This is a genomic window from Salinibacterium sp. SWN139, assembly GCF_015864625.1.
In the GTDB taxonomy this organism is placed as follows: domain Bacteria; phylum Actinomycetota; class Actinomycetes; order Actinomycetales; family Microbacteriaceae; genus Rhodoglobus.
This window is the reverse complement of record NZ_JADYWV010000001.1, coordinates 907,987-928,798: the sequence shown is the minus strand read 5'-3', so window position 1 is coordinate 928,798 and position 20,812 is coordinate 907,987. Positions and strand designations below refer to the sequence as shown.

The 20,812-nt window shown below is 62.5% G+C and carries 21 protein-coding genes; 11 read left to right on the top strand and 10 right to left on the bottom strand.

Annotation, left to right across the window (positions count from 1 at the left end):
• Positions 1-210: 210 nt before the first annotated feature.
• Positions 211-1,218: a phosphodiesterase gene (locus tag I6E74_RS04415; protein WP_197123300.1), complete on the top strand. Its 1,008-nt coding sequence runs from the start codon at positions 211-213 to the stop codon at positions 1,216-1,218.
• 39 nt (positions 1,219-1,257) lie between these two features.
• Here I6E74_RS04415 and I6E74_RS04410 read toward each other — a convergent pair whose 3' ends face one another.
• Positions 1,258-2,820 carry a stealth family protein gene (locus I6E74_RS04410; protein WP_197123298.1) on the bottom strand — a complete coding sequence of 521 codons (1,563 nt, stop codon included), beginning with the start codon at positions 2,818-2,820 and terminating at the stop codon, positions 1,258-1,260.
• Positions 2,821-3,049: 229 nt separating this feature from the next.
• Between I6E74_RS04410 and I6E74_RS04405 the strand changes: the two genes are divergently transcribed.
• Positions 3,050-3,253 (top strand): PLDc N-terminal domain-containing protein, encoded by a 204-nt coding sequence (locus I6E74_RS04405; RefSeq protein ID WP_197123296.1) that lies wholly within the window; start codon positions 3,050-3,052, stop codon positions 3,251-3,253.
• On the opposite strand, the gene I6E74_RS04400 is transcribed toward I6E74_RS04405, so the two are convergent.
• From I6E74_RS04400 to I6E74_RS04390, 3 genes are read right to left on the bottom strand one after another with little or no spacing between them, the layout of a single operon-like run.
• A complete protein-coding gene (locus tag I6E74_RS04400) occupies positions 3,250-3,822 on the bottom strand; it encodes a cysteine hydrolase family protein (protein WP_197123294.1) in 573 nt (190 codons plus the stop codon). The two genes, I6E74_RS04405 and I6E74_RS04400, sit on opposite strands and share 4 nt — an antisense overlap.
• Before the next feature lie 15 nt (positions 3,823-3,837).
• Positions 3,838-4,911, bottom strand: a complete 1,074-nt coding sequence (locus tag I6E74_RS04395) for a VIT1/CCC1 family protein (RefSeq protein WP_197123292.1) — start codon at positions 4,909-4,911, stop codon at positions 3,838-3,840.
• A complete protein-coding gene (locus I6E74_RS04390) occupies positions 4,908-5,828 on the bottom strand; it encodes an aldose 1-epimerase family protein (RefSeq protein ID WP_197123290.1) in 921 nt (306 codons plus the stop codon). Before I6E74_RS04390 ends, I6E74_RS04395 begins: the two co-directional genes overlap by 4 nt.
• Positions 5,829-5,872: 44 nt before the next feature.
• Between I6E74_RS04390 and I6E74_RS04385 the strand changes: the two genes are divergently transcribed.
• Positions 5,873-6,889, top strand: a complete 1,017-nt coding sequence (locus I6E74_RS04385) for a galactokinase family protein (protein ID WP_197123288.1) — start codon at positions 5,873-5,875, stop codon at positions 6,887-6,889.
• Between the two features lie 59 nt (positions 6,890-6,948).
• Here the strand turns inward: I6E74_RS04385 and I6E74_RS04380 are convergent, their stop codons facing one another.
• The 3 genes from I6E74_RS04380 to glyA form a co-directional block, all read right to left on the bottom strand.
• Entirely contained in the window at positions 6,949-7,104 is a 156-nt protein-coding gene (locus I6E74_RS04380) for a hypothetical protein (RefSeq protein WP_197123286.1), read from the bottom strand.
• A gap of 2 nt (positions 7,105-7,106) precedes the next feature.
• Complete coding sequence (locus I6E74_RS04375; protein ID WP_197123284.1) at positions 7,107-7,982, bottom strand: bifunctional methylenetetrahydrofolate dehydrogenase/methenyltetrahydrofolate cyclohydrolase; 876 nt, start codon at positions 7,980-7,982, stop codon at positions 7,107-7,109.
• Positions 7,983-8,123: 141 nt separating this feature from the next.
• Positions 8,124-9,407: a serine hydroxymethyltransferase gene (gene glyA, locus I6E74_RS04370; protein ID WP_197123282.1), complete on the bottom strand. Its 1,284-nt coding sequence runs from the start codon at positions 9,405-9,407 to the stop codon at positions 8,124-8,126.
• A gap of 221 nt (positions 9,408-9,628) precedes the next feature.
• Between glyA and nagA the strand changes: the two genes are divergently transcribed.
• Positions 9,629-10,801, top strand: a complete 1,173-nt coding sequence (gene nagA / locus I6E74_RS04365; protein WP_197123657.1) for an N-acetylglucosamine-6-phosphate deacetylase — start codon at positions 9,629-9,631, stop codon at positions 10,799-10,801.
• Here the strand turns inward: nagA and I6E74_RS04360 are convergent.
• Complete coding sequence (locus I6E74_RS04360) at positions 10,737-11,990, bottom strand: MFS transporter (protein WP_197123280.1); 1,254 nt, start codon at positions 11,988-11,990, stop codon at positions 10,737-10,739. The two genes, nagA and I6E74_RS04360, sit on opposite strands and share 65 nt — an antisense overlap.
• A gap of 40 nt (positions 11,991-12,030) precedes the next feature.
• Here I6E74_RS04360 and purU point away from each other — a divergent pair, with 40 nt between their 5' ends.
• Positions 12,031-12,885 carry a formyltetrahydrofolate deformylase gene (gene purU, locus I6E74_RS04355; protein ID WP_197123278.1) on the top strand — a complete coding sequence of 285 codons (855 nt, stop codon included), beginning with the start codon at positions 12,031-12,033 and terminating at the stop codon, positions 12,883-12,885.
• On the opposite strand, the gene I6E74_RS04350 is transcribed toward purU, so the two are convergent.
• Positions 12,882-13,424, bottom strand: a complete 543-nt coding sequence (locus I6E74_RS04350) for a DUF1697 domain-containing protein (protein WP_197123276.1) — start codon at positions 13,422-13,424, stop codon at positions 12,882-12,884. The genes purU and I6E74_RS04350 overlap by 4 nt on opposite strands.
• 59 nt (positions 13,425-13,483) lie before the next feature.
• Positions 13,484-14,257 carry a glucosamine-6-phosphate deaminase gene (locus I6E74_RS04345; RefSeq protein WP_197123274.1) on the bottom strand — a complete coding sequence of 258 codons (774 nt, stop codon included), beginning with the start codon at positions 14,255-14,257 and terminating at the stop codon, positions 13,484-13,486.
• A gap of 273 nt (positions 14,258-14,530) precedes the next feature.
• Between I6E74_RS04345 and I6E74_RS04340 the strand changes: the two genes are divergently transcribed.
• From I6E74_RS04340 to mnhG, 6 genes are read left to right on the top strand one after another with little or no spacing between them, the layout of a single operon-like run.
• Positions 14,531-17,443 (top strand): Na+/H+ antiporter subunit A, encoded by a 2,913-nt coding sequence (locus tag I6E74_RS04340; protein ID WP_197123271.1) that lies wholly within the window; start codon positions 14,531-14,533, stop codon positions 17,441-17,443.
• Positions 17,440-17,964, top strand: coding sequence for a Na(+)/H(+) antiporter subunit C (locus I6E74_RS04335; protein ID WP_197123269.1), 525 nt, complete (start codon positions 17,440-17,442; stop codon positions 17,962-17,964). The genes I6E74_RS04340 and I6E74_RS04335 overlap by 4 nt, the downstream gene beginning before the upstream one ends.
• Positions 17,961-19,517, top strand: coding sequence for a Na+/H+ antiporter subunit D (locus I6E74_RS04330; protein WP_197123267.1), 1,557 nt, complete (start codon positions 17,961-17,963; stop codon positions 19,515-19,517). Before I6E74_RS04335 ends, I6E74_RS04330 begins: the two co-directional genes overlap by 4 nt.
• Positions 19,514-20,149, top strand: coding sequence for a Na+/H+ antiporter subunit E (locus I6E74_RS04325; protein WP_197123266.1), 636 nt, complete (start codon positions 19,514-19,516; stop codon positions 20,147-20,149). The genes I6E74_RS04330 and I6E74_RS04325 overlap by 4 nt, the downstream gene beginning before the upstream one ends.
• A complete protein-coding gene (locus I6E74_RS04320; protein ID WP_197123264.1) occupies positions 20,146-20,412 on the top strand; it encodes a monovalent cation/H+ antiporter complex subunit F in 267 nt (88 codons plus the stop codon). Before I6E74_RS04325 ends, I6E74_RS04320 begins: the two co-directional genes overlap by 4 nt.
• Entirely contained in the window at positions 20,409-20,789 is a 381-nt protein-coding gene (gene mnhG, locus I6E74_RS04315) for a monovalent cation/H(+) antiporter subunit G (protein WP_197123262.1), read from the top strand. Before I6E74_RS04320 ends, mnhG begins: the two co-directional genes overlap by 4 nt.
• Positions 20,790-20,812 lie beyond the last annotated feature (23 nt).

The window sequence follows — 20,812 nt, the reverse complement described above, 5'->3', positions numbered from 1 at the left end:
TCGCCTGCCACGATCGACGCTTCCCCCAACAAGGGCTAAGAGAGCAGCAGCATCCGCCGTAGCCGCCTCGAAACGGCGTACCGCAACGCCCGCTGAGACCCCCAAACCGGGCCACAAACCGCGGCGCGACCCGCCTAAACCCTTGTACCGCGCTGCAACTTGCCGCAGTATGTTCACCTCGCATCCATGTTGAAGTGTTGGACTACCTCTATGACCGGCTACGCGTCGCAGTATCCACGGCCCGACCATTTCGTTTTGCATCTGAGTGACACTCACTTCTTGGCAAACGGAGGGAAGCTCTACGACTCCCTCGATAGCGAGGTCAAGCTACGGCAATTGTTTGCCGAACTCGAGGCATCCAACTCCCGCCCGGAAGCAATTGTCTTCACCGGCGACATCGCCGACAAGGGCGACCCGGTGGCCTACCGCGCTATTCGCGAAATCGTCGAACCTGCAGCAGAACGCCTCGGCGCTCGTGTGGTGTGGGTCATGGGCAACCACGACAACCGCTCTGCGTTCAATGCGCACCTGCTCGACGAGGCCGCCTCCGAAGACCCCATCGACCGAGTTATCGACATCAATGGGCTTCGCATCATCTCGCTTGACTCCACCGTTCTCGACCACCACTACGGCCACGTCACGGATGCCCAGCTGCTGTGGTTGCAGAATGTGCTTGCCACCCCGGCACCCCACGGCACCATTCTCGCCATGCACCACCCGCCGGTACCCGCCGTGCTTGACCTTGCGGTGACCGTCGAATTGCGTGGCCAGAAAGAGTTGGCGGCTGTCATTCGTGGCAGCGACATCCGCAGCATCATCGCAGGCCACCTGCACTACTCCACGGCGGCAACCTTCGCCGGCATCCCCGTGTCTGTCGCCTCGGCGACCTGTTACACGCAAGACCTCAACGTGGCCGTAGGCGGCAGCCGTGGCCGCGATGGCGCCCAGTCGTTCAACCTGGTGCACGTGTATGACGACACCGTCTTGCACTCGGTGGTACCACTCGGCGACTACGGCAGTCTCGCCTATGTGACGCCAGAAGAGACCGCTGCGATTCTGGTCAAGGAGGGCATCACGATCGCCCCCGCAGTGAACCCGCACGTGACGGCCAGCAGCCCCGCCGACAGCACCACTGACGCAGCGCCCAGCAACGTCACCGATGACGCTCAGGATGACGCCGCCACACACACGGTCTCAGCAATCACCATCGCAGCGTAGAGCACTACGCTGCGACCGCTAGCGGCTAGCCGCTAGCCGCTACTCGGGCTCTGGCAACTCCCACGGGGCCGCCACCGGGTAGTACTCATCAAGGAATGAGCCGACTGCGGCTGCACGATCCTCGACCGAGATCTCCGGGAAGCTGCCGTCATTGAGACAGAAGAAGTCGCTCGTGCGCTTGCGCAGCAGCGAGCGCATCTTGCGCAACCCCTCAAGCGACGTCGTGTCGACGTACTTGACTTTGGCATCCGCCTGAATCATTGCCTTGCCGCTCAGCAGGGCGTAGTAGTGGTACAACGAGTTCGTGACAGACACATCCGTGGCCTGGCGGAAGGCGCTCGCGCTCGTGCGCTTGAAATCTTCCGGGAAAGTCTGCTCGAGTTCCTTCATCACCGAAATGCGCAGCGGGGTCGCCGCGTGCTCGAGGTGGCGAGTGATCGTCGCGCCGAACTTCTCCTGAAGTAGTCGACGATTCACGCGCGCCGCGTTTTCGAATCCAGAGCGCTCAATGCTGCTCTCGCCCAAACCGATGCGGGTGCGTGCCTCGATGAACTTCGAGATGCCGCCCGGGGTGAAGAACGCCGAGGGGCTTACCGAGCGACCGAAGAACATGTCGTCGTTGGAATACAAGAAATGTTCGCTGAGGCCCGGGATGTTGTGCAGCTGGCTCTCGACCGCGTGCGAGTTGTGCGTGGGCAGGTCGTCGTGGTTCGCGAAGAAGTCTTCGCTGCGCATCAACGTGACCCGCGGATGATCGGCCAACCAGGCCGGGCGCGGAGAATCAGTAGCGATGTAAATGTTTCGAATCCACGGCGCGAACAAGTGCACTGACCGAAGCGCGTACTTGAGCTCATCCAGTTGTCGGTAGCGCGCCTCAGAGTCGTCGCCCTCGCCCACAATAAAGTTCGCCATGCGGGCCGCGCGGGCCTTTTGCCACTCGACCGCGGCACCATCAACCCACGAGAACACAATGTCGATGTCGAACTGGATGTCGCTAGCCAGCGGCTCGAACATGCCCTTGAGCGTCGGCCACGACTGCCCATAGAACTCAACGGTGTCGTCGATGGCTTCACTGCGCGGCACCCAGCGGCGCATGAGGGCGTTCGGGTTCGGCGCGACAACCTCGTTGCGCACGTGCTCCCACAGCTCAAGGCGCACACCGAATGGCGCATCGAAACGCAGGCGACCCGCGGGCTCAACTCGAGGCCGAAACAGCATCATCGCTTTTGCCTTGATCGACGAGACCAGCACACCATCGGCGACCAGCACGGGGCTATCGCGCTCATCCGAAGCAACGGGCTTGCCGTTCTCCTTGATGCGCGCCGGCTTCACATAGAAGGGCTCGTTCTGGCAGGCCGTGACCAAAGCGTTCTTCAGCGCCTTGCGATCCTTCCAATCGACGGCAACAACCGGGGTCTCCCCGTCGCCGCGCACGAGCAGAAACGGGATCTCAGCGTCATCAAGAATGCCGCGAATAAACAGCAGATCGTCCCGCACTGCTTCGCGCGGCGTCAGGGTGTCATTGCTGAGCGCGAGGAGTCCATCGTGCAGTACAACATCGTCGCGGTTCATTACCGCAGGAGAAGAAACATGGTCAATCATGGGGGCCCCGTCGTTATAGCGTGAGTGAGCTGCCAAGCGACCGAAAATCGGCGTGCCTTTAGCTTCTCTGAGAGTAGCCTGACCCGCTGAGAATCCGTCGGATTGCGCCCGGCGACGCCGAACTACATGCTGCCGACCCTACGCTCATCCCTCGCTTGATTAATGAGCGATGCTCGCTACAGTTGACGTACCCGCTCCACGCGGTCGAACAGCCTATCGGGAGGCTTTCATGTCTGAAGTTATCTTGTGGAACGTGATCGGCATTCTGGCGATCATCGCTTACGTAGCTCTGATCGCCGTGGCGTTGCTGCAGATTTACCGCTCGACCATGCCCACGAATACCAAACTCCTGTGGCTCATCGTGATCCTGGTCGCACCATTCCTCGGGCCACTGATCTGGTTTGCGATTGGCCGAAATAGCACCCTGCTCTAGATCACGACTCCGCTGAATCCCGCGTTTCCTCCCACGAGGTCGCGGGTCAACACCACCTGAGCGAATTCGTCATGCAGGTTCACTCCGGTAATGCGCGAGAGCTCATCGGCGGTGACTTCTTCGCCAAACGGCCCCTCGCGATCGAACGTGTGGGTGGCATCCAGCACAAAAGTAACGTCGTAGCCGAGATTGCCACCGACCCGCGCGGTCGTTTCGCAGCAGTGATTGGTGGTGATGCCGCACACCACAATCGAATCAATAACGGATGCTTTCAGCCACTCGTCGAGGTTGGGGCTGCCATGAAAACTCGAGTTCACGCTCTTGGTCACCAGCAGATCGGGGGTGCCCGAGAGTAACTCTTTGAAGGCGTTGCCTGGCGAGCTTGGATGCAACGGCGACGTGTCGTCGTTGGAATCGTGCCGTACATAGACGATCGGCCAGCCTTCGCGGCGCCAGTGCCCGATCAGCACCCCGATATTGGATTCGCAGTCGGCATTATTGCGCGGCCCCCAGTAGGCGACATCGTCAAACCCTTGCTGTACATCGACAACGATGAGTGCTGCAGCCATTGCGACCTCCGGGTTTTAGCCGAGACTTACCCCGAATAGTAGCCCTAGAAGATACGTTGCGGTAGCGGCTCCGTAGCCAATCGCGAGTTGGCGCAGTGCCCGCTTGAGGGGCGAGGCTCCGGAAAGCAGGCCGACGATGGAGCCGGTGACGAGCAGCGCGATACCGACCAGCAGCGACGCGATCACGACGGCGGCGAACCCTTCTGCCCCGAACAAATACGGCAGTACTGGAATAACCGCGCCTGACGCAAAGAAGCAGAAGCTGGATGCCGCAGCCCCCAGCGCCGAACCGATCGGGTTGTGCTCTGCGGGCGTTGCCGCGGCATCCGTTTGGCGACCGGCGAGCACTTCGGCGGCGTGCAGCTCGGCCTCCTGGGCGGACATGCCGCGTGCCCGGTAGACGAGGGCGAGTTCGTTTTCGTCGACGTCGAGGTGGGTGACGGAGTCGGTGGCGACCGGTCCGTGCGCTGCCGCTTGTTCGAGTTCGAGTTGGGAACGCACTGACACGTATTCACCGGCAGCCATCGAAAGCGCTCCGGCGAGGAGACCGGCGACGCCCGAGAGCAGCACAACGGCGGTCGGAAGCCCGGCAGCACTCATGCCGAGTACGAGGGCGAGGTTGGAGACGAGGCCATCGTTTGCTCCGAACACAGCGGCGCGGAACGTTCCCGAGAGTCGTTGGCGCCCACGGGTAGCGAGAGCACGAACCACTTCCTCATGCACGGCTTCGTCGGCGGCCATCGTGTCTGTGGCGTCAGCGTCATCCAGATACGGCGAACGTGATTCGGCCCGCTGGGCGAGGGCAAGCACGAAGACGGAACCAAAGCGGCGGGCCAAGAAGCCGAGCATCCGCGTGCGGGGGTCAGTCGGGCGTGGCCGGCCGGCGTGCTCCCCCAGCAGGATCAGCCAGTGGTCTTCGTGGCGTTTTTCGGCAGCGGCGAGCGCAAGAAGAATCTCGCGCTCTTCGCCAGTGCGACGGGATGCCAGATCCCGATAAACGGCAGCTTCGGCGCGTTCGGCAGCAAGATAGCGTCGCCACCGTCGCACTTCGCGGGCGCTGGGGGTCGAGCTCGGTTCTGTCACGGTCATGCCCAGAACTCGACACCCCAGCTCGCCGCGAACTCAGAGCCGGGCTCCAACCACAGCAGTCCGCGGCCAGTGTTAAACGCGTTGGGCGCGGCCGTCATGGGCTCGATGGCGACAACTTGGCCGACACCGGTGAGGGTCGGGAAGTTGCGGGGCGTGAACAGCTGTACGAAGTCGAACTTGTCATCAACGGTGACGCGAATTTCGCGACCGTCTGGCGCGGTGAGGCGTGCGGCAACACCGTCGACAACCTCAATACCGCCGAACGCCGTGTCGAGATCGAGCTCTCCGACGAGGCGACCACCGCTGAGATCGAACCCGGTGCCGGACACTGCGACCTCATTGGTCGGGATGTTGCGCTCATTCGACTCGAAGCGAGTGGCTGCGGTCATCGTGAGAGTCAGCTCCGCGATGGGAGTGTCACCGATCTTGAAGAAGGGGTGCGTTCCGAGCGCGTACGGGGCTGCGGCATCCGACAGGTTAGTGGCGGTGTGGCTGACGCGCAGACCACCCTCGACGAGTTCGTAGCGCACCGTGGTGTGCAGGTGAAACGGGTAGCCATGCTGCGGGAAAACTGTTGCCTCGAGTGTGACCGAGCTTTCGGTGCGCTCGATGAGGGAGTAGCCCGTGTTGCGAAGCAAACCGTGGATCGCGTTGTTGCGATCGCGTTCGGTGATGTCGAGGTGTTGTGGTTCGCCTTCGAGCATCCACGTGCCGTCTTCGATGCGGTTGGGCCACGGCACCAACACGATGCCGTCGGCAAAGGGTGGCATCGCAGTCTCGGCGTAGGATTCCACGAGATCAACACCGCCAATGCTGAACTCCCGCAGTGACGCAGCAAGTTCCGTGATCGTCGCTCGCGCCTCGCCCTGCTCAGAGTCGCGAGAAATGATGTACTGGGTTCCGGTAGGCGTGCTCACCGCAACAGCTTATCGGCGCAGACGCAACAACGAAGGAAGCAGCCATGTCAGATATTCGCGATGACGTTCTTTATGACTTCGAGGCCGTGTTCGGGCGCCCCGCCGCTGGCGTCTGGTCTGCCCCCGGCCGCCTCACGCTGCTCGGCACTCCCGATAGCCCTGAGACGGATGCCGAACTCGCCATCGCGATCAACCGCCGCACCGTGCTCGCCGCCGGCCCCAGTCCTGACCGCACCGTGCGCATCGCGAGTGCCCTCGTTGACGAAATGGTCACGGTGGAACTCGACGAGCTAGCGACGACCGCGGTAGAAGGCTGGAGCCGCAGTGCGCTGGCTATTGTGCAGGAAGTGATGGCGTCATCCGCTGATTCGAGCGCCCTGAGTGGTGTCGATGTATTCATCGACACGACCATTCCCGTGGGTGCGGGCATGGGGTCGTCGTCGGCGCTGGAGGCCGCGCTTGCGCTCGCGCTCACCGATTTGTGGAGTCTGGGCGAACACATCGCTCACCTGCCCGAGCACCCCGACGTTGCCGCGAGCGTCTTTGCGCTCGACGACCACGCCCTCGTACGGCTCGAGGGTGAAACCCGCCCCGAGCCGCTCCCCCTCGATTGGAAAACCGCGGGCCTTGAACTGCTGGTGATCGACACCGATGCGCCGACCGCCGACGAACTCGACGCCGCAATCGCGGATGACGAAGTGCGTCGCACCCTGCACACCATTACCGAAAACCAGCGGGTCCGCGACGCGGCTCTCGCCATCCGCGACGAAACGCCGCGGCTCTTGGGCGCGCTACTCGACGCGTCGCAGGCGAGCCTGCGCGACGACTACGGAATCTCCACCACCGAAATTGACCTCGCCGTAGAAACCGCTCTGGCATCCGGAGCATTGGGTGCACGGATGCTCGGCCGCCCGTTTAGCGGAGTCGCCGTTGCCCTCGTCGACACCGACACCGCATCGCGGGTGCGCGTTGCTCTCGATGGTGCCTTCGCCGAGCATGCCCTGGGCCAGCCGACCGTCACCGAGGTGCTGCCCTCGCTCGGAGCACTACGCGACCGCTAGCGGGAACCGCAGAGCTACTCTTCGCTAAGCGCTCTGTGCCAGCGGCTATTCGCTAGGCCCTATTCGCTCACGATCTTGAGCACGAGCGCGACGGCGAAGCCGATCGCCACAATCGTGCCGGTCCAGACCCAGACCTGAGCCCACGGAAAGCGACGCTTGCGCGGAGTGCGCTTGGCGGCGCCACCCTCGGGCGGCGCCGACCTCTTCGCTGCCACCGTCAGAGCCGTTCGGCCGCGTCGACGACGTTCTTCACGAGCATCGCGCGAGTCATCGGGCCAACGCCACCGGGCATGGGCGAGAGGTAGCCAGCGACTTCCGCAACGCCAGGGTCAACATCTCCGACGAGGCGGCCTTTGCCGGTTTCTTCGTCGATCACGCGGGTGATTCCGACGTCGAGAACGGCTGCTCCGGGCTTGATCCACTCGGGACGAATAAGGCCAGCAGAGCCGACGGCGGCAACCACGATGTCCGCCTGGCGAACGTGAGTCTCCAGCTGGGTCGTGCGGGAATGGGTGAGAGTGACGGTAGCATCCAGTCCCTTGCGGGTGAGGAGCAGGCCAATGGGGCGACCGACCGTGAGGCCACGGCCGACAACAACAACGTGCTTGCCCGCGATGGGCACGTTGTAGCGCTCCAGCATTTCGACGATTCCGGCCGGGGTGCAGGGCAGCGGCGAATCGAGCTTCGTGCCCACGCCAAGCACGAGACGACCCAGGTTGGTGGGGTGCAGGCCATCCGCATCCTTGGCGGGGTCCATGAGTTCGAGCATCGCGTTCTCATCGAGACCGGCGGGCAGCGGCAACTGAATGATGTAGCCGGTGACGGCAGGGTTCTCGTTCAACGCCACAATGGCATCCCGAACTTCGTCAGCGGATGCCGTGGCCGGCAGATCGACGCGAATAGATTCGATGCCCACTTCGGCACAGTCGCGGTGCTTGCCTGCGACATAGGAACGGCTTCCGGGGTCGTCACCCACGAGAAGGGTGCCGAGGCCCGGAGTGATGCCGCGAGCCTTGAGCGCGTCAACGCGAATGCGCAGTTCATTCTTCACTGCGGTTGCTGTGGCAACACCATCAAGCTTTACTGCGGTCATCGTCTTCCGTTCGAATCGGGCCCATACGCTGATCGGCCACCTACAACTGCCCTGTCCATTAAACGCTAAAGAGCCCGCCTCCGTGTTCACACGGAAGCGGGCTCTCTGACGGTGGTCGTTTTCGACCCCGACTATGGCTGCTTAGGCCCAGCTACCGGGGCTCTCGAGTCCTTCGTAGAGCGGGAAGGCATCGGCGAGCGCGCGGGCACGAAGCTGCAACGCGGTGATGTCGGCACCGGGCTTGAGAGTTTCGGCGATGATGTCGGCAACCTCCGTGAATTCGGCGTCACCGAATCCGCGGGTTGCTAATGCCGGCGTTCCGATGCGGAGACCCGAGGTCACCATCGGCGGGCGCGGGTCGGCAGGAACAGCGTTGCGGTTGACGGTGATGTCAACCGAGTGCAGCAGGTCTTCGGCTTCTTGACCATTGAGTTCTGACTTGCGCAGGTCGACGAGCACGAGGTGCACGTCGGTGCCTCCCGTGAGCACATCAATGCCGAGCTCAGTCATGTCGTCTTGAACGAGACGCTCAGCAAGAAGCTTGGCGCCACGAAGGGTGCGCTCCTGGCGATCCTTGAAATCATCGGATGCTGCCAGCATGAAGGCGGTCGCCTTGGCGGCGATCACATGCATGAGCGGTCCGCCCTGCTGGCCGGGGAACACGTTGGAGTTGATCTTCTTGGCGATATCAACGTTGTTCGTGAGGATGAAGCCCGAGCGCGGTCCACCAATGGTCTTGTGAACAGTCGAGGACACTACATCCGCAAAAGGAACGGGGTTCGGGTGCAGACCAGCGGCAACGAGTCCAGCGAAGTGCGCCATATCAACCCAGAGCACTGCTCCAACTTCATCGGCGATCGAACGGAACTCAGCAAAGTCGAGCTGACGCGAGTAAGCCGACCACCCAGCGATGATGACCTGCGGCTGAACCTCAATGGCCTTGGCACGAACATCCGCCATATCAAGAACGCCGGTCTCTTCGTTCACGCCGTAAGCGTGAGCTTCGTAAAGCTTGCCGGAGAAGTTCAAACGCATACCGTGCGTGAGGTGCCCACCGTGATCGAGCGAAAGGCCGAGGATGCGGTCGCCGGGCTTAGCGATAGCCGACAGAACGGCGGCGTTTGCCGACGCACCCGAGTGGGGCTGAACGTTAGCGAACGCGGAACCGAAGAGGCTCTTGGCGCGATCGATGGCGAGCTTCTCAGCAATATCCACAAATTCGCAGCCGCCGTAGTAGCGACGCCCCGGGTAACCCTCGGCGTACTTGTTGGTGAGAACCGAACCCTGTGCCTCAAGAACGGCGCGCGGAACGAAGTTCTCACTCGCGATCATCTCGAGAGTGTTGCGCTGACGGTCGAGCTCTTGAGCGAGCACCGCAGCGATCTCAGGGTCTACCTCAGAGAGAGGCGAGAGGAACGTTGACACAGATGATCTCCTTGCGACGGGGTGGATACTTCCAAGATACCGGGTGAACGCTCAACGCAAGCAGTCAGTGTGTGCCATCTTTCCGCGCGGTAGGAAAGAAGTCTGTCCTTCAAGTGGTCTAACTGAGCCTTGAAATACCCCCTATTTCTGTCAGACTTTGGACTACATCGACGCCGCTCAGGAACCGCGCCAGAGCGCTCTCACTCCCCCGAATGGACCCCATGTTTACCCGCATCATCCACTCCGCAACGCTCGTGAGCGACGGTGTGCAGCGCGATAACGCGTGGGTAGGGTTCACGGGCGACAGCATTGGCGCAACGGGCACCGGTGACTCCTGGCGTGAGCAAGCGGATGCCGCCACCCTCGTCACCGACGCCAACGGCGATTTTCTTACTCCCGGCTTTATCGACATCCACTGTCACGGCGCCGACGGTGTCTCGTTCGATGACGGAATAGACGCCATCACGACGGCGCTTGCCGCCCACCGCAGCCACGGAACCACCCGCTCTGTTCTTTCGCTCATTAGCGATGGCCACGAACGTCTTGTCGAGCGGCTGGGCGAGGTTGCTGAGCTCACCCACCGGGATCCCCTCGTATTGGGCAGCCACCTCGAAGGTCCGTTTATCGATCAGGGGTTCCGTGGTGCACACAATCCGGCCGCGCTTCGCACTCCTACGGCGACCGAGATCGAGCAGCTGCTGACCGCCGCCGATGGAACGCTTCGCCAGATCACGTTGGCCCCAGAACTCCCCGGCGGCGCTGAGGCTGTCGCCCAATTCGTCGCCGCCGATGTACGCGTAGCGATTGGCCACACTGCCGCCACCTACGCCGAGACCCGATCCGCGTTTGAGGCTGGCGCGAGCATCTTGACCCACGCGTTCAATGCCATGCGTGAGATCCACCACCGAGCTCCCGGCCCGGTGGCTGCAGCCTTTCACTCTCCGGGCGTCACGCTCGAGGTCATCAACGACGGCGTGCACGTGCATCCTGATGTCGTAAAAATGTTGTTCGCTTCGGCCCCCGGCCGCATCGCGCTGGTTACTGATGCGATGGCGGCAACCTGCGCCGGCGACGGACATTATCTACTCGGCTCGCTCGATGTCACGGTGACCGACGGCGTTGCCCGCTTGAGCGATAACGGCGCTATTGCCGGTTCCACTCTCACCATGGATGCCGCGGTACGTCGCGCGGTGACCGATGTGAGCTTGAGCCTGCCGCAGGCTGTTGCCGCGGCCACCGCTATTCCTGCCCGGGCAATAGGGCGCGAAGGCGACCTCGGGTCGCTTGCTCCCGGATTTGCCGCCGACGCCGTGCTACTCGATGCCGACCTTAGGGTGCGGGCGGTGTGGGCTGCTGGTCGCGAATTGCCGCAGCCTTCGCGCCTCGCCGTCTGAGTAGCTCGCCACCGATGATCGCAAAGACCACCGCAACGCCCAGAATGCCGGCGTCAACGTAGGGCAACGAGATAACCCCGTGGTTGTCGAGCAGGATGCCGCCCACGAGCGCTCCACCGCCGATACCGATGTTGAACGAGGTCGTGAGGTAGGCCGAGCCGACATCGCGCATGCGCGGTGAGGCCAGCTGCAAGAGTCGTGTTTGCATCATGGCGGGAACACCGCCGAAGGCCGTTCCCCAGACAATGATGACGGTGAACATGATGGCGGGCTCGGCGGGGAATAGGCCGAGCAGCGCGGCGCAGATCGCGACGAGGGCAACCGTGACGGGGATGATGCTGCGCGGGAAGCGGTCGACCAAGAGACCGGCAAGCGCGAGACCGAGGGCGCCGGCGGCACCGAAGAGCAGGAGAACCCCAGCGACGGCGCCGGTGTCGATTCCGGCCGGGCCAATCAGGTACGGAACGATGTAGGTATAGAAGAGGTTGTGGCCGAGCATCACGAGCGCCACCAAGATGCAGACGTAGATGACGCCGGGAACCGACCGGTCTTTGCGTAGCGGGATCGAGATTTCGCCCGTGGCGAGGGGCTGCTGGTGATCGACGGGCGGCAAAATGCGCACAACCATAATCGTGAGCGCCGCGATGATGATCGCAATCACGACGAAGGCCAAGCGCCAGCCGAGGGCGTGACCGAGAGCGGTACCGACGGGCACTCCGAGCACGAAGGCGGCGGTCGCACCCGCGCTCGTGACGGCAACGGCGCGGCCAACCTGGTGCGGCGGAACGAGGTGCGCCGAGTAGGCGCCGACCACGGCCCAGAACAGTCCGTGCGACAGCCCACCGATAATGCGGGCGATCACGAGCACCGCATAGTTGGGTGCCACAGCGGCGAGCAAGTTACCAATCACAAAGACAATCAGCACGATGATGACGAGCTTCTTGCGGGGCTGGTTGCGCGTGAGAGCGGCGAGCGGAGCCGTGGAGATCACAACAGTCGCGGCGAAGATCGTGATGAGCAAGCCCACCTGCGACTCCGAGACAGAGAGCTCGGCGGCGATTTCGGGCAGCAATCCGGTGGGTAACCATTCGCTCGTGACCGAAGTGAAGATCAGTGCAGAGAGAGTGAAGAGGCCTGCCCACGGAAATGCCTGAGAGGAGGCGGGCGAAGAAGTGCGTGACGTGCTCATGTTTGACTAACTCTACCGCCAGCACCGGTACGCTAAATCAGTGACTACCTCAACGCATTGGATCGTAACCCTCACTTGTGATGACAAGCCCGGCATCGTTCACGCCATCAGTGGCGCCATTGTTGAGGCCGGCGGCAACATCACCGAATCGCAGCAGTTCTCCAGCGGAGACACCGGGCGCTTCTTTATGCGCTTGCAGGTGCAGTCGGATGCTCCGCGCGAGGTTTTCGAGAAAGCCCTCGCCCCCGTGACCGAGCGGTACGCGATGGAATGGCAACTCGACGTGGTGGGGCGCCCGCTGCGCACGCTCGTACTCGCATCCAAGGCCGGACACTGCGTCAACGACCTTCTCTACCGCCAGCGCGCTGGCCAGCTGCCGATCGACCTGCCGCTGATCATGAGTAACCACCCCGATTTGGGCTCGCTCGCCGAGTTCTATGAGGTGCCGTTCGAGTCGCACGCTGTCACGACGCCCGGCCAGAAGCTGGCCTTCGAAGAACGCATCCTCGAGGTTGTCGAAGAGCACGACATCGAACTTGTGGTGCTGGCCCGCTACATGCAGATCCTCTCCCCCGAACTGTGCGAGCAGTTGAGCGGCAAGATCATCAACATCCACCACTCTTTCTTGCCCGGCTTCAAGGGCGCGAACCCCTACAAGCAGGCGCACGCTCGCGGTGTGAAGCTCATCGGCGCCACCGCTCATTTTGTGACGAGCGACCTCGACGAGGGCCCAATCATCGAGCAAAACGTGGTGCGCGTCGACCACGCCAGCACGTCAAGCGAACTCAGATCGATCGGTCAAGACGAAGAAAGCCGCACGCTCACGCAAGCCGTGAAGTGGTTCGCCGAAGACCGTGTGCTGCTCGACGGGGCGCGCACGATCATCTTCCGCTAGTCCCCGTCGAGCAAGTCGCGCAGCTTCAGCGTCGTGCGCCAATTGCGCACCGTCATCCGCTTCGAGAGGCGATTAGCGCGCAGGCGGTCGATGCGCGATCTCGCCGAGTCGACGACGGTGCGTGAGAAGTAGAGCGCGTCTGGGCCTGCTGAGACAGAGTCAACCTGTTCGTTGAGTTCGGGCACGAGGGTGAGTGCTTCCGCTGCGGTGAGAGGACGTTTGAGAAAGAGCACATCGCTCAGCAGCTCCGCGGAACCGTGATCGCTCGGGGCCGCCGCAACGGTGGCCGCGAATTCGTCGCCGGAGCGCACGACAGCGAGGACGTCTGCGCCGAAGCGCTCGCGCAGCATCCGCTCAATTTCGACTTCAAGCTCGGCGCTGCCCGACGCGTCTGAGGCGAACACGACGTTGCCGCTCTGAATGTAGGTGCGGACGTCACCGAAACCGGCATCGGCGAAGCACTCCTTCAGCGCCGCCATGCTGATCACATTCGAGCCGCCCACGTTGATTCCGCGAAGCAGCGCCACATAGTTCGTCATGAGCTAACGATGGCACGGAGTACCGACACGAGGCATCGCCGCTGGCGAAGCCGGGAGCTTTAGCGCAGCCGTTCCCAGTCGAGGCGGTTCTCCCAGGAGTAGCGGTAGTAGTCGGCGTACTTCAGCTCGGATGCCGCAGCCTCGTCCACAATCACCGTGACGGTGGCGTGCAACTGAATCGCCGATCCCGGCAGGCTCGCGGTCACCGGCCCCTCGACCGCCCCCGCGAGCGCCGCGGCCTTTGCTTCGCCAAACGCGAGCAAGACGAGGTGCCCCGCACGCTGGATGGTGCCGAGCCCCTGCGTGATGCAGTGCTTGGGCACATCGTCGGGTGAATCGAAGAAGCGCGCATTGTCGAGTCGCGTCTGCTGAGTGAGGGTCTTGACGCGGGTGAGTGAGGCGAACGAGGATCCGGGTTCGTTGAAGCCGATGTGGCCCGTCGAACCAATTCCGAGAATTTGCAGGTCGACGCCACCCGCCGCGACGATCGCGCGCTCGTAGTCGTCACCCGCGGTCTCGATGGGGCCACTCTCGGCAGGCACCTGCACGAGCTCCGGTGTTAATCCGAGCGGTTCAACCACTTCGCGCGTGATCACCGAGCGGTAGCTCTCGGGATGCCCCGCAGGCAATCCGACATACTCATCGAGCGCAAAACCCCGCACAGCGGAAAGATCGAGGGCGCGAGCCGCGAGCGCAGCCCACGTTGTTAAGGGCGTCGACCCGGTTGCTAGGCCGAGGACGGCATCCGGGGTGCGGCGCACGAGTGCCTCGATGAGGTCTGCAGCGACTTCGCCCGCCGCGTGTTTGTCATCAACGATTACTACCTCAGCCATGCCATCGACCTTAGAGCTACCCGATGCGATCGCGGGAGGATTGTCGAAGTGGTCTCTGCGAATGAGCGCAGCACTCGCGTCGTCACCTTCATCACCCGTCCAGATATTCGTCCGGTAGAATGTTCGAGACGAAGACACCGACCATCTCGCCACTCTGCTGCAACGCCACTCGCCCCGGCTGTACTGCAGCACTCGATCACCAGATCGAGCACTCTAAGGGAGAACTGCACTGAATCCGCACGGTTCCAGCCCCAGCTCGAAGCGGAGAGCCCCGTGATAGTGCTGCTCGGTGCGTTCGCGCTCGTTTCCCTGGTGATCCCTGCGCTCACCCGCCGAGTTGGTGTTCGTGTTTTCTTCATCACGGCCATCATTCCCGCAGCGGCATTTATCTACACTCTGCTGCAGACTCCCGCCGTTCTCGCGGATACTCCGCCAACGGAGACCATTCCATGGATCTCCCAGCTGCACCTCGATCTCAGCTTTCGGGTCGACACCCTCTCGTGGCTGCTTGCCCTCGTCGTCACCGGCGTCGGCACGCTCGTGATGCTCTACTGCATCAAGTATTTCGCGGCCACCGAAGAAGGGCTCGGTCGTTTCGCGGCCGTCTTCCTCGCCTTCACCGGCACCATGTACGGGCTCGTGATCGCCGACAACGTCTACTTGCTCTTCATCCTGTGGGAAGCCACGACGGTGTTCTCCTTCCTCCTTATTGGCCATAACACCGGTCGGCTCGCGAGCCGCATCGCTGCGATGCAGGCCCTCATCGTCACAACCGCCGGTGGGCTCGTGATGTTGGTCGGGCTCGTCATGCTGGCCGAACGCACCGGCACTGCCAGCCTGGCGCGGCTCGTCGACCTTGCCCCCGAGGGAACCGCGGTCACCATCGCGATCATGCTGATTCTCGTGGGCGCGCTCAGCAAGTCAGCAATCGTTCCGTTCCAGTTTTGGCTGCCCTCGGCGATGGCCGCGCCCACTCCGGTGAGCGCCTATCTGCACGCGGCCGCGATGGTGCAGGCCGGCATCTATCTCATCGCTCGCCTGGCACCTGGGTTCGCTGAAACCCCGGGGTGGCAGCCGCTGCTCCTCGGCTTGGGAGTCTTCACGATGTTGGTGGGCGGATGGCGCGCGCTCACCCAGGTCGACCTCAAACTTTTGCTTGCCTATGGCACCGTCAGTCAGCTCGGGTTCTTGCTGACGGTCGTGAGTTTTGGCACTCGCACCGCGGCTCTCGCTGGAGTTGCGCTGCTTCTTGCTCACGCTCTCTTCAAGGCGGCGCTGTTCATGGTCGTCGGACTCATTGACCACCGTGTGGGAACACGCGACCTCACCAAGTTGAGCGGGCTTGGCCGCGAAGCCCCGTTCCTCGCCACGGTCGCGATCATCGCCGCAGTGTCAATGGCCGGTATCCCCTTCACCGCCGGGTTCGTCGCCAAGGAAGCTGTTCTTGCCAGCTTCCTTGAAAGCGCGAGCGCGGGATCGGCGCTGGGATGGATCGCGGTTATCGGAGTCGCCGTGGGATCTACCCTCACTGTGGCCTACAGCGCACGTTTCCTCTGGGGTGCCTTCGCTCGTAAAGACGGAGTCGAGACAGTGCGGCCGCTGCATGAGAATGTCTGGTTCCTGTCGTCGCCGGCAATTCTCGCGCTCACCGGTCTCGTTCTTGCCCCGCTCTTCGGCACCATCGGAACCGTGCTCGAAGGCTATTCGCAGCAGTTCGCCTCAGAAGGCTACGAGTATTCCCTCAAGCTCTGGCATGGCTTCGACGCCGCCTTCTTTATCTCGGCCGCCACGTTGCTCGGCGGCCTCGCACTCTTCTGGGCACGCACCCAGGTCTTCAGTCTCCAGTCCCGAGTGCCCTCGTTAGTCGACTCGAACAAGCTGTACCGCTCCGGCCTGCGCACGCTCGACCGTATTGCCTTGCGAGTGACAGCGACTACGCAGCGAGGTTCGCTGCCGTTCTATCTCACCGTCATCCTGCTCGTGATGGTCGGCTCGGTAGGCAGCACGCTGGCGCTGAATCGCACGTGGCCCGATTCCATCCGACTCTTCGACAGCCCAGGGCAACTCGCCATCGGCACCGTCATGATCGTTGCCGCCCTCGCCCTACTCGGCGCCCAGAAGCGGTTCCAAGCCGCTGTGCTCGTGGGAGTCGTGGGGTATGGCATGGCCGCGTTATTCGCATTCCACGGCGCTCCCGATATCGCGCTCACTCAAGTGTTGGTTGAGACCGTCACCCTGATTGCCTTCGTGCTGGTGCTGCGACGGCTGCCTGCTCGCTTGGGCAAAGCGCACGGCAGTTCGCGACGCGTATTGCGTGCTGCCGTTGGCCTCTCCGTCGGCCTCCTTATGGGCATCGTCGCCATCGTCGCGCTTGGCGCCCGAAGTGCAGATCCCATCTCCGTGTCGCTGCCTGAACTCGCGTACGAGATCGGTCACGGCCGCAACGTGGTTAACGTCGTGCTCGTCGACATCCGCGGTTGGGACACGCTCGGAGAACTCTCGGTGATCGTGGCTGCCGCGACCGGCGTCGCCAGTCTGGTGTTCTTGCGCAGCCGCACCGACAACCTGCCCCGTGTCTCCGAAACCCGTGCCCGCGGCACGATCCGCGCTCGACTCAAGCCATCACGCGAAATCGTGTCCTCCGAGTACCTGCCCGGTGTTCAAGACCCGTCGACTCGCACCGCGTGGCTACTCGCGGGCCGCAAGTTGGCTCCCGAAAACCGGTCGATTCTCCTCGAAGTTGTTATTCGCCTGCTCTTCCACCCCCTGATCGTGCTGTCGATCTACCTCTTGTTCGCTGGCCACAATTTGCCGGGAGGCGGGTTCGCCGCCGGTCTCGTGGCGGGACTCGCGCTCGCCGGTCGATACCTCGCCGGTGGACGCTACGAGCTCGGCGCAGCAGCGCCGTTCGATGCGGGGCGCATCCTGGGCGTCGGGCTCGTGCTCGCGGCGGGAACCGCCACCGTGCCACTCTTCCTCGGCGCGGATGCTCTTACCTCCACATTCTTCGAAACCACGATTCCCGTGCTCGGCCACCTTGAGTTCTCTACCTCCACCATTTTCGACATCGGGGTCTACCTCGTCGTCATCGGAATGGTGCTGGATGTTCTGCGCAGCCTCGGCGCCGAGATCGATCGCCAGCGCGAAGAGTCCTCTGAATCTCTCGAGAGCGGAAGCACCATATGAACGCCTCTCTCACCCTCGTCGTCATCATGGTCGTGCTCTACTCGGTAGGTGTTTACCTGCTTCTCGAGCGCAGCATGACGCGCGTCTTGTTGGGCTTCCTGCTCGTGGGTAATGCCACCAACTTGCTGATCCTTATCGTCTCGGGGCCTTCCGGAGCTGCAGCGTTCTTCGGCGAAGAGGATGCCACAGCCGATCCGCTGCCGCAGGCGTTCATCCTGACCGCCATCGTGATTACCTTCGGAGTCTCCGCATTCCTGCTCGCTCTTATCTACCGGTCGTGGCGCCTAGCCAATGCTGATGTGGTCTACGACGATTCAGAAGACCTCGCAATGGGCAGCCGGAGAAGTTCGGTGACCACCGATCGTGCCGTTGACGGTGACGACACCGAATTCGGCACTCGAGCCGCAGCGGCCATCTCCACCGCCCTCGACCTCGAAAAGCAGGAGGAACGCGAGGAGCAAGAGAGCCTGGCGGCCGAACGCAGACAGCGAGAAATCGACGAGAAGGAGGCAGGCGCATGAGCGCACTAACCACTCTTGTCGTTCTCCTGCCATTGCTCGGCGCAGCAGCAGCTCTCACCCAAGCCAACCGTCCCCGCGTTCAAACGCTCATTGCCGTGAGCGTGCTCAGCGCCGTTCTCCTGATCGGTGCCGCCTTGCTCGTGGCCGTCAACACCAATGGCGCGATTGCCGTTGAAGTCGGAGGCTGGCCTGCCCCCTACGGCATCGTGCTCGTGGTCGACCGGCTCTCTGCCCTCATGATCGTCGTCTCCGCCGCAGTGCTGCTGGCCGTTCTCGTGTTCTCGGTGGGCCAGGGCCTCGCCGATGGCGACCGCGAGACTCCCGTCTCGATCTACTATCCGACCTACCTCATTTTGGCGACCGGAGTCTTCAACGCCTTCGTCGCGGGTGACCTCTTCAACCTGTATGTCAGTTTCGAGATTCTTCTCGTCGCAAGCTACGTGCTGATCACTGTGGGCGGCACCAAACCCCGCATTCGTGCCGGCACCGTGTACATCGTCGTGAGCCTGGTCTCCTCCGCCATCTTCCTCGCCGCCATCGCCATGATTTACGGTGCGACCGGCACGGTGAACATCGCGCAGCTCACCGTGAGACTTGCGGAGTTGCCCGCCGACATCCAGTTGATTCTCCACGTCATGTTGCTGATTGGGTTCGGCATCAAGGCCGCAGTGTTCCCACTGTCGTTCTGGCTGCCCGACTCCTACCCGATGGCGCCAGCCCCCGTCACGGCAGTCTTCGCCGGCCTGCTCACCAAAGTCGGCGTGTACGCCATCATCCGCACCGAGATGATCATCTTCCCGGATGGCCAGCTCAATACCGTGCTGCTCATTGTGGCGGCGCTCACGATGGTGATTGGAATCTTGGGAGCCGTCGCGCAGTCCGATATCAAGCGACTGTTGTCCTTTACGCTCATCAGCCACATCGGCTACATGCTGTTCGGTATCGGCATCGACACGGCGGCCGGCCTCGCCGCGGCCACGTTCTACATCGTTCACCACATCACCGTTCAAACCACTCTCTTCTTGGCCACCGGGCTGGTGGAACGTCAAGGTGGCACGACCGGCATCAACAAGCTGGGCGGGATGCTCAAGACCAGTCCGTTGATTGCGGTGCTGTTCTTCATCCCCCTGTTGAACCTCGGCGGCATCCCGCCGTTCTCCGGTTTCCTCGGAAAGTTGGCACTGTTTGAGGCCGGAGCCAACAACGGGTCCGTGCTCGCGTGGGTACTGATCGGCTGCGGAGCGGCCGTGTCGCTGCTCACTCTCTATGCCCTCGCTCGTGCCTGGAGCATGATCTTCTGGCGCGACGCCGAAGAGGTGGCCGACTACGAAAACCCGTTGGCGATGCGGGCAGAAACCGGAAGCTCCCCCGTCGTTGAGTCAGTGCGCACCACGCCTCGAATCATGGTCGGCGCCACCGTCGCGATGGTGACGGTGAGCATCGCGCTCACCGTCTTCGCGACCCCGCTCTTCGACCTCAGCGCTAATGCCGGTGAGAACATCAATGGCCCCGCCTATTACGTCAATACTGTGTTCCCGGGAGGCCTCGAATGAGTCCTCAGGACGACCAGCCCGCCTCCGTAGCGGCGCCAACGACTGCGACCGCCTCTGAATCAGCGAGTGCACGCAAGGTCTCGCGCACCGAAGTTCGCGGCCGCGTCTGGAAGCAGCTGCCGCTGCTGCTCGGGCTCGTGGTGCTCTGGGGTGTGCTCTGGGGCCAGTTCTCGTGGCTGAACATCCTGACCGGATTTTTTGTGGCGATCGCCGTGACCCGAGTGCTCTATCTGCCCCCTGCCGACATTTCGGGCCGCCTGAACCTCTGGTACTCGCTCGTGTTTATCGCCCACTTCATCGCCGACGTCACGGTAGCCTCCTTCACCGTCGCCTTCCAAGCGCTGAACCCTCGACCGATCCCCACATCATCCGTCATTGCCGTTCAGCTGCGCACTCGCTCAGATTTCGTCATGACGCTCGACGCGATTGCGATGTCGCTGGTTCCCGGATCAATCGTCGTCGAAGTGGATCGGGAACGCGCCATCCTCTACTTCCACACCTTTGACACCACCACGGCCGCCGCTGTCGAAGCGATGCGCGCCAAGGTGCTCGTCGTGGAAGCGCGCATCGTTCGTGCCATCGGGTCGAAAGATGATCTTGCCCGCATTCATGAGACGGAGGCCACACGATGAGCGATTGGGTGTTTCTTGCCGTCGGTGTGATGCTGCTCATCGCAGGCCTTCTGGCGCTCTACCGCATCATCCGCGGCCCCTCCATCCTTGACCGTATGATCGCCTCTGACATGCTGCTCACGACGATCATTTGCGCGCTGGGAGCGGAGATGGTCTACAACGGTCACACGCGAAGCCTGCCAGCGATGCTCGTGCTCGCGAGCACTGCATTCCTCGGTTCCGTTGTGGTGGCGCGCTATGTCTCGAGGAGAACCAACTCATGATTCTCGACTCAATCCTCGACATCCTTACCGGCGTATTTCTTTTGCTCGGCGGGTTCCTCTCGGTCGCCGCTGGTGTTGGCCTTCTCCGTTTTCCGGATGCGATTGCACGTCTACACGCGACAACCAAACCCCAGATTCTGGGCTTGGCGTTCGTGCTGTTGGCCATCGCCCTGCAAGAACGTCAACTCTCCACAATTCTCCTGCTGATCTTCTTGCTCATTTTCCAAATGATCACCGCTCCGGTATCGGCCCACATGATTGCTCGCGCCGGCTACCGGGGAGGAATCATCGCGCCCCATTCGCTCCTTGTCGACGAACTGGAGCAGGCCATCGATGCCGCTCCAGAATTCGATGACACCGAACCCGGATCCGAATAAGGCGATTGACACCGTAAAATTCC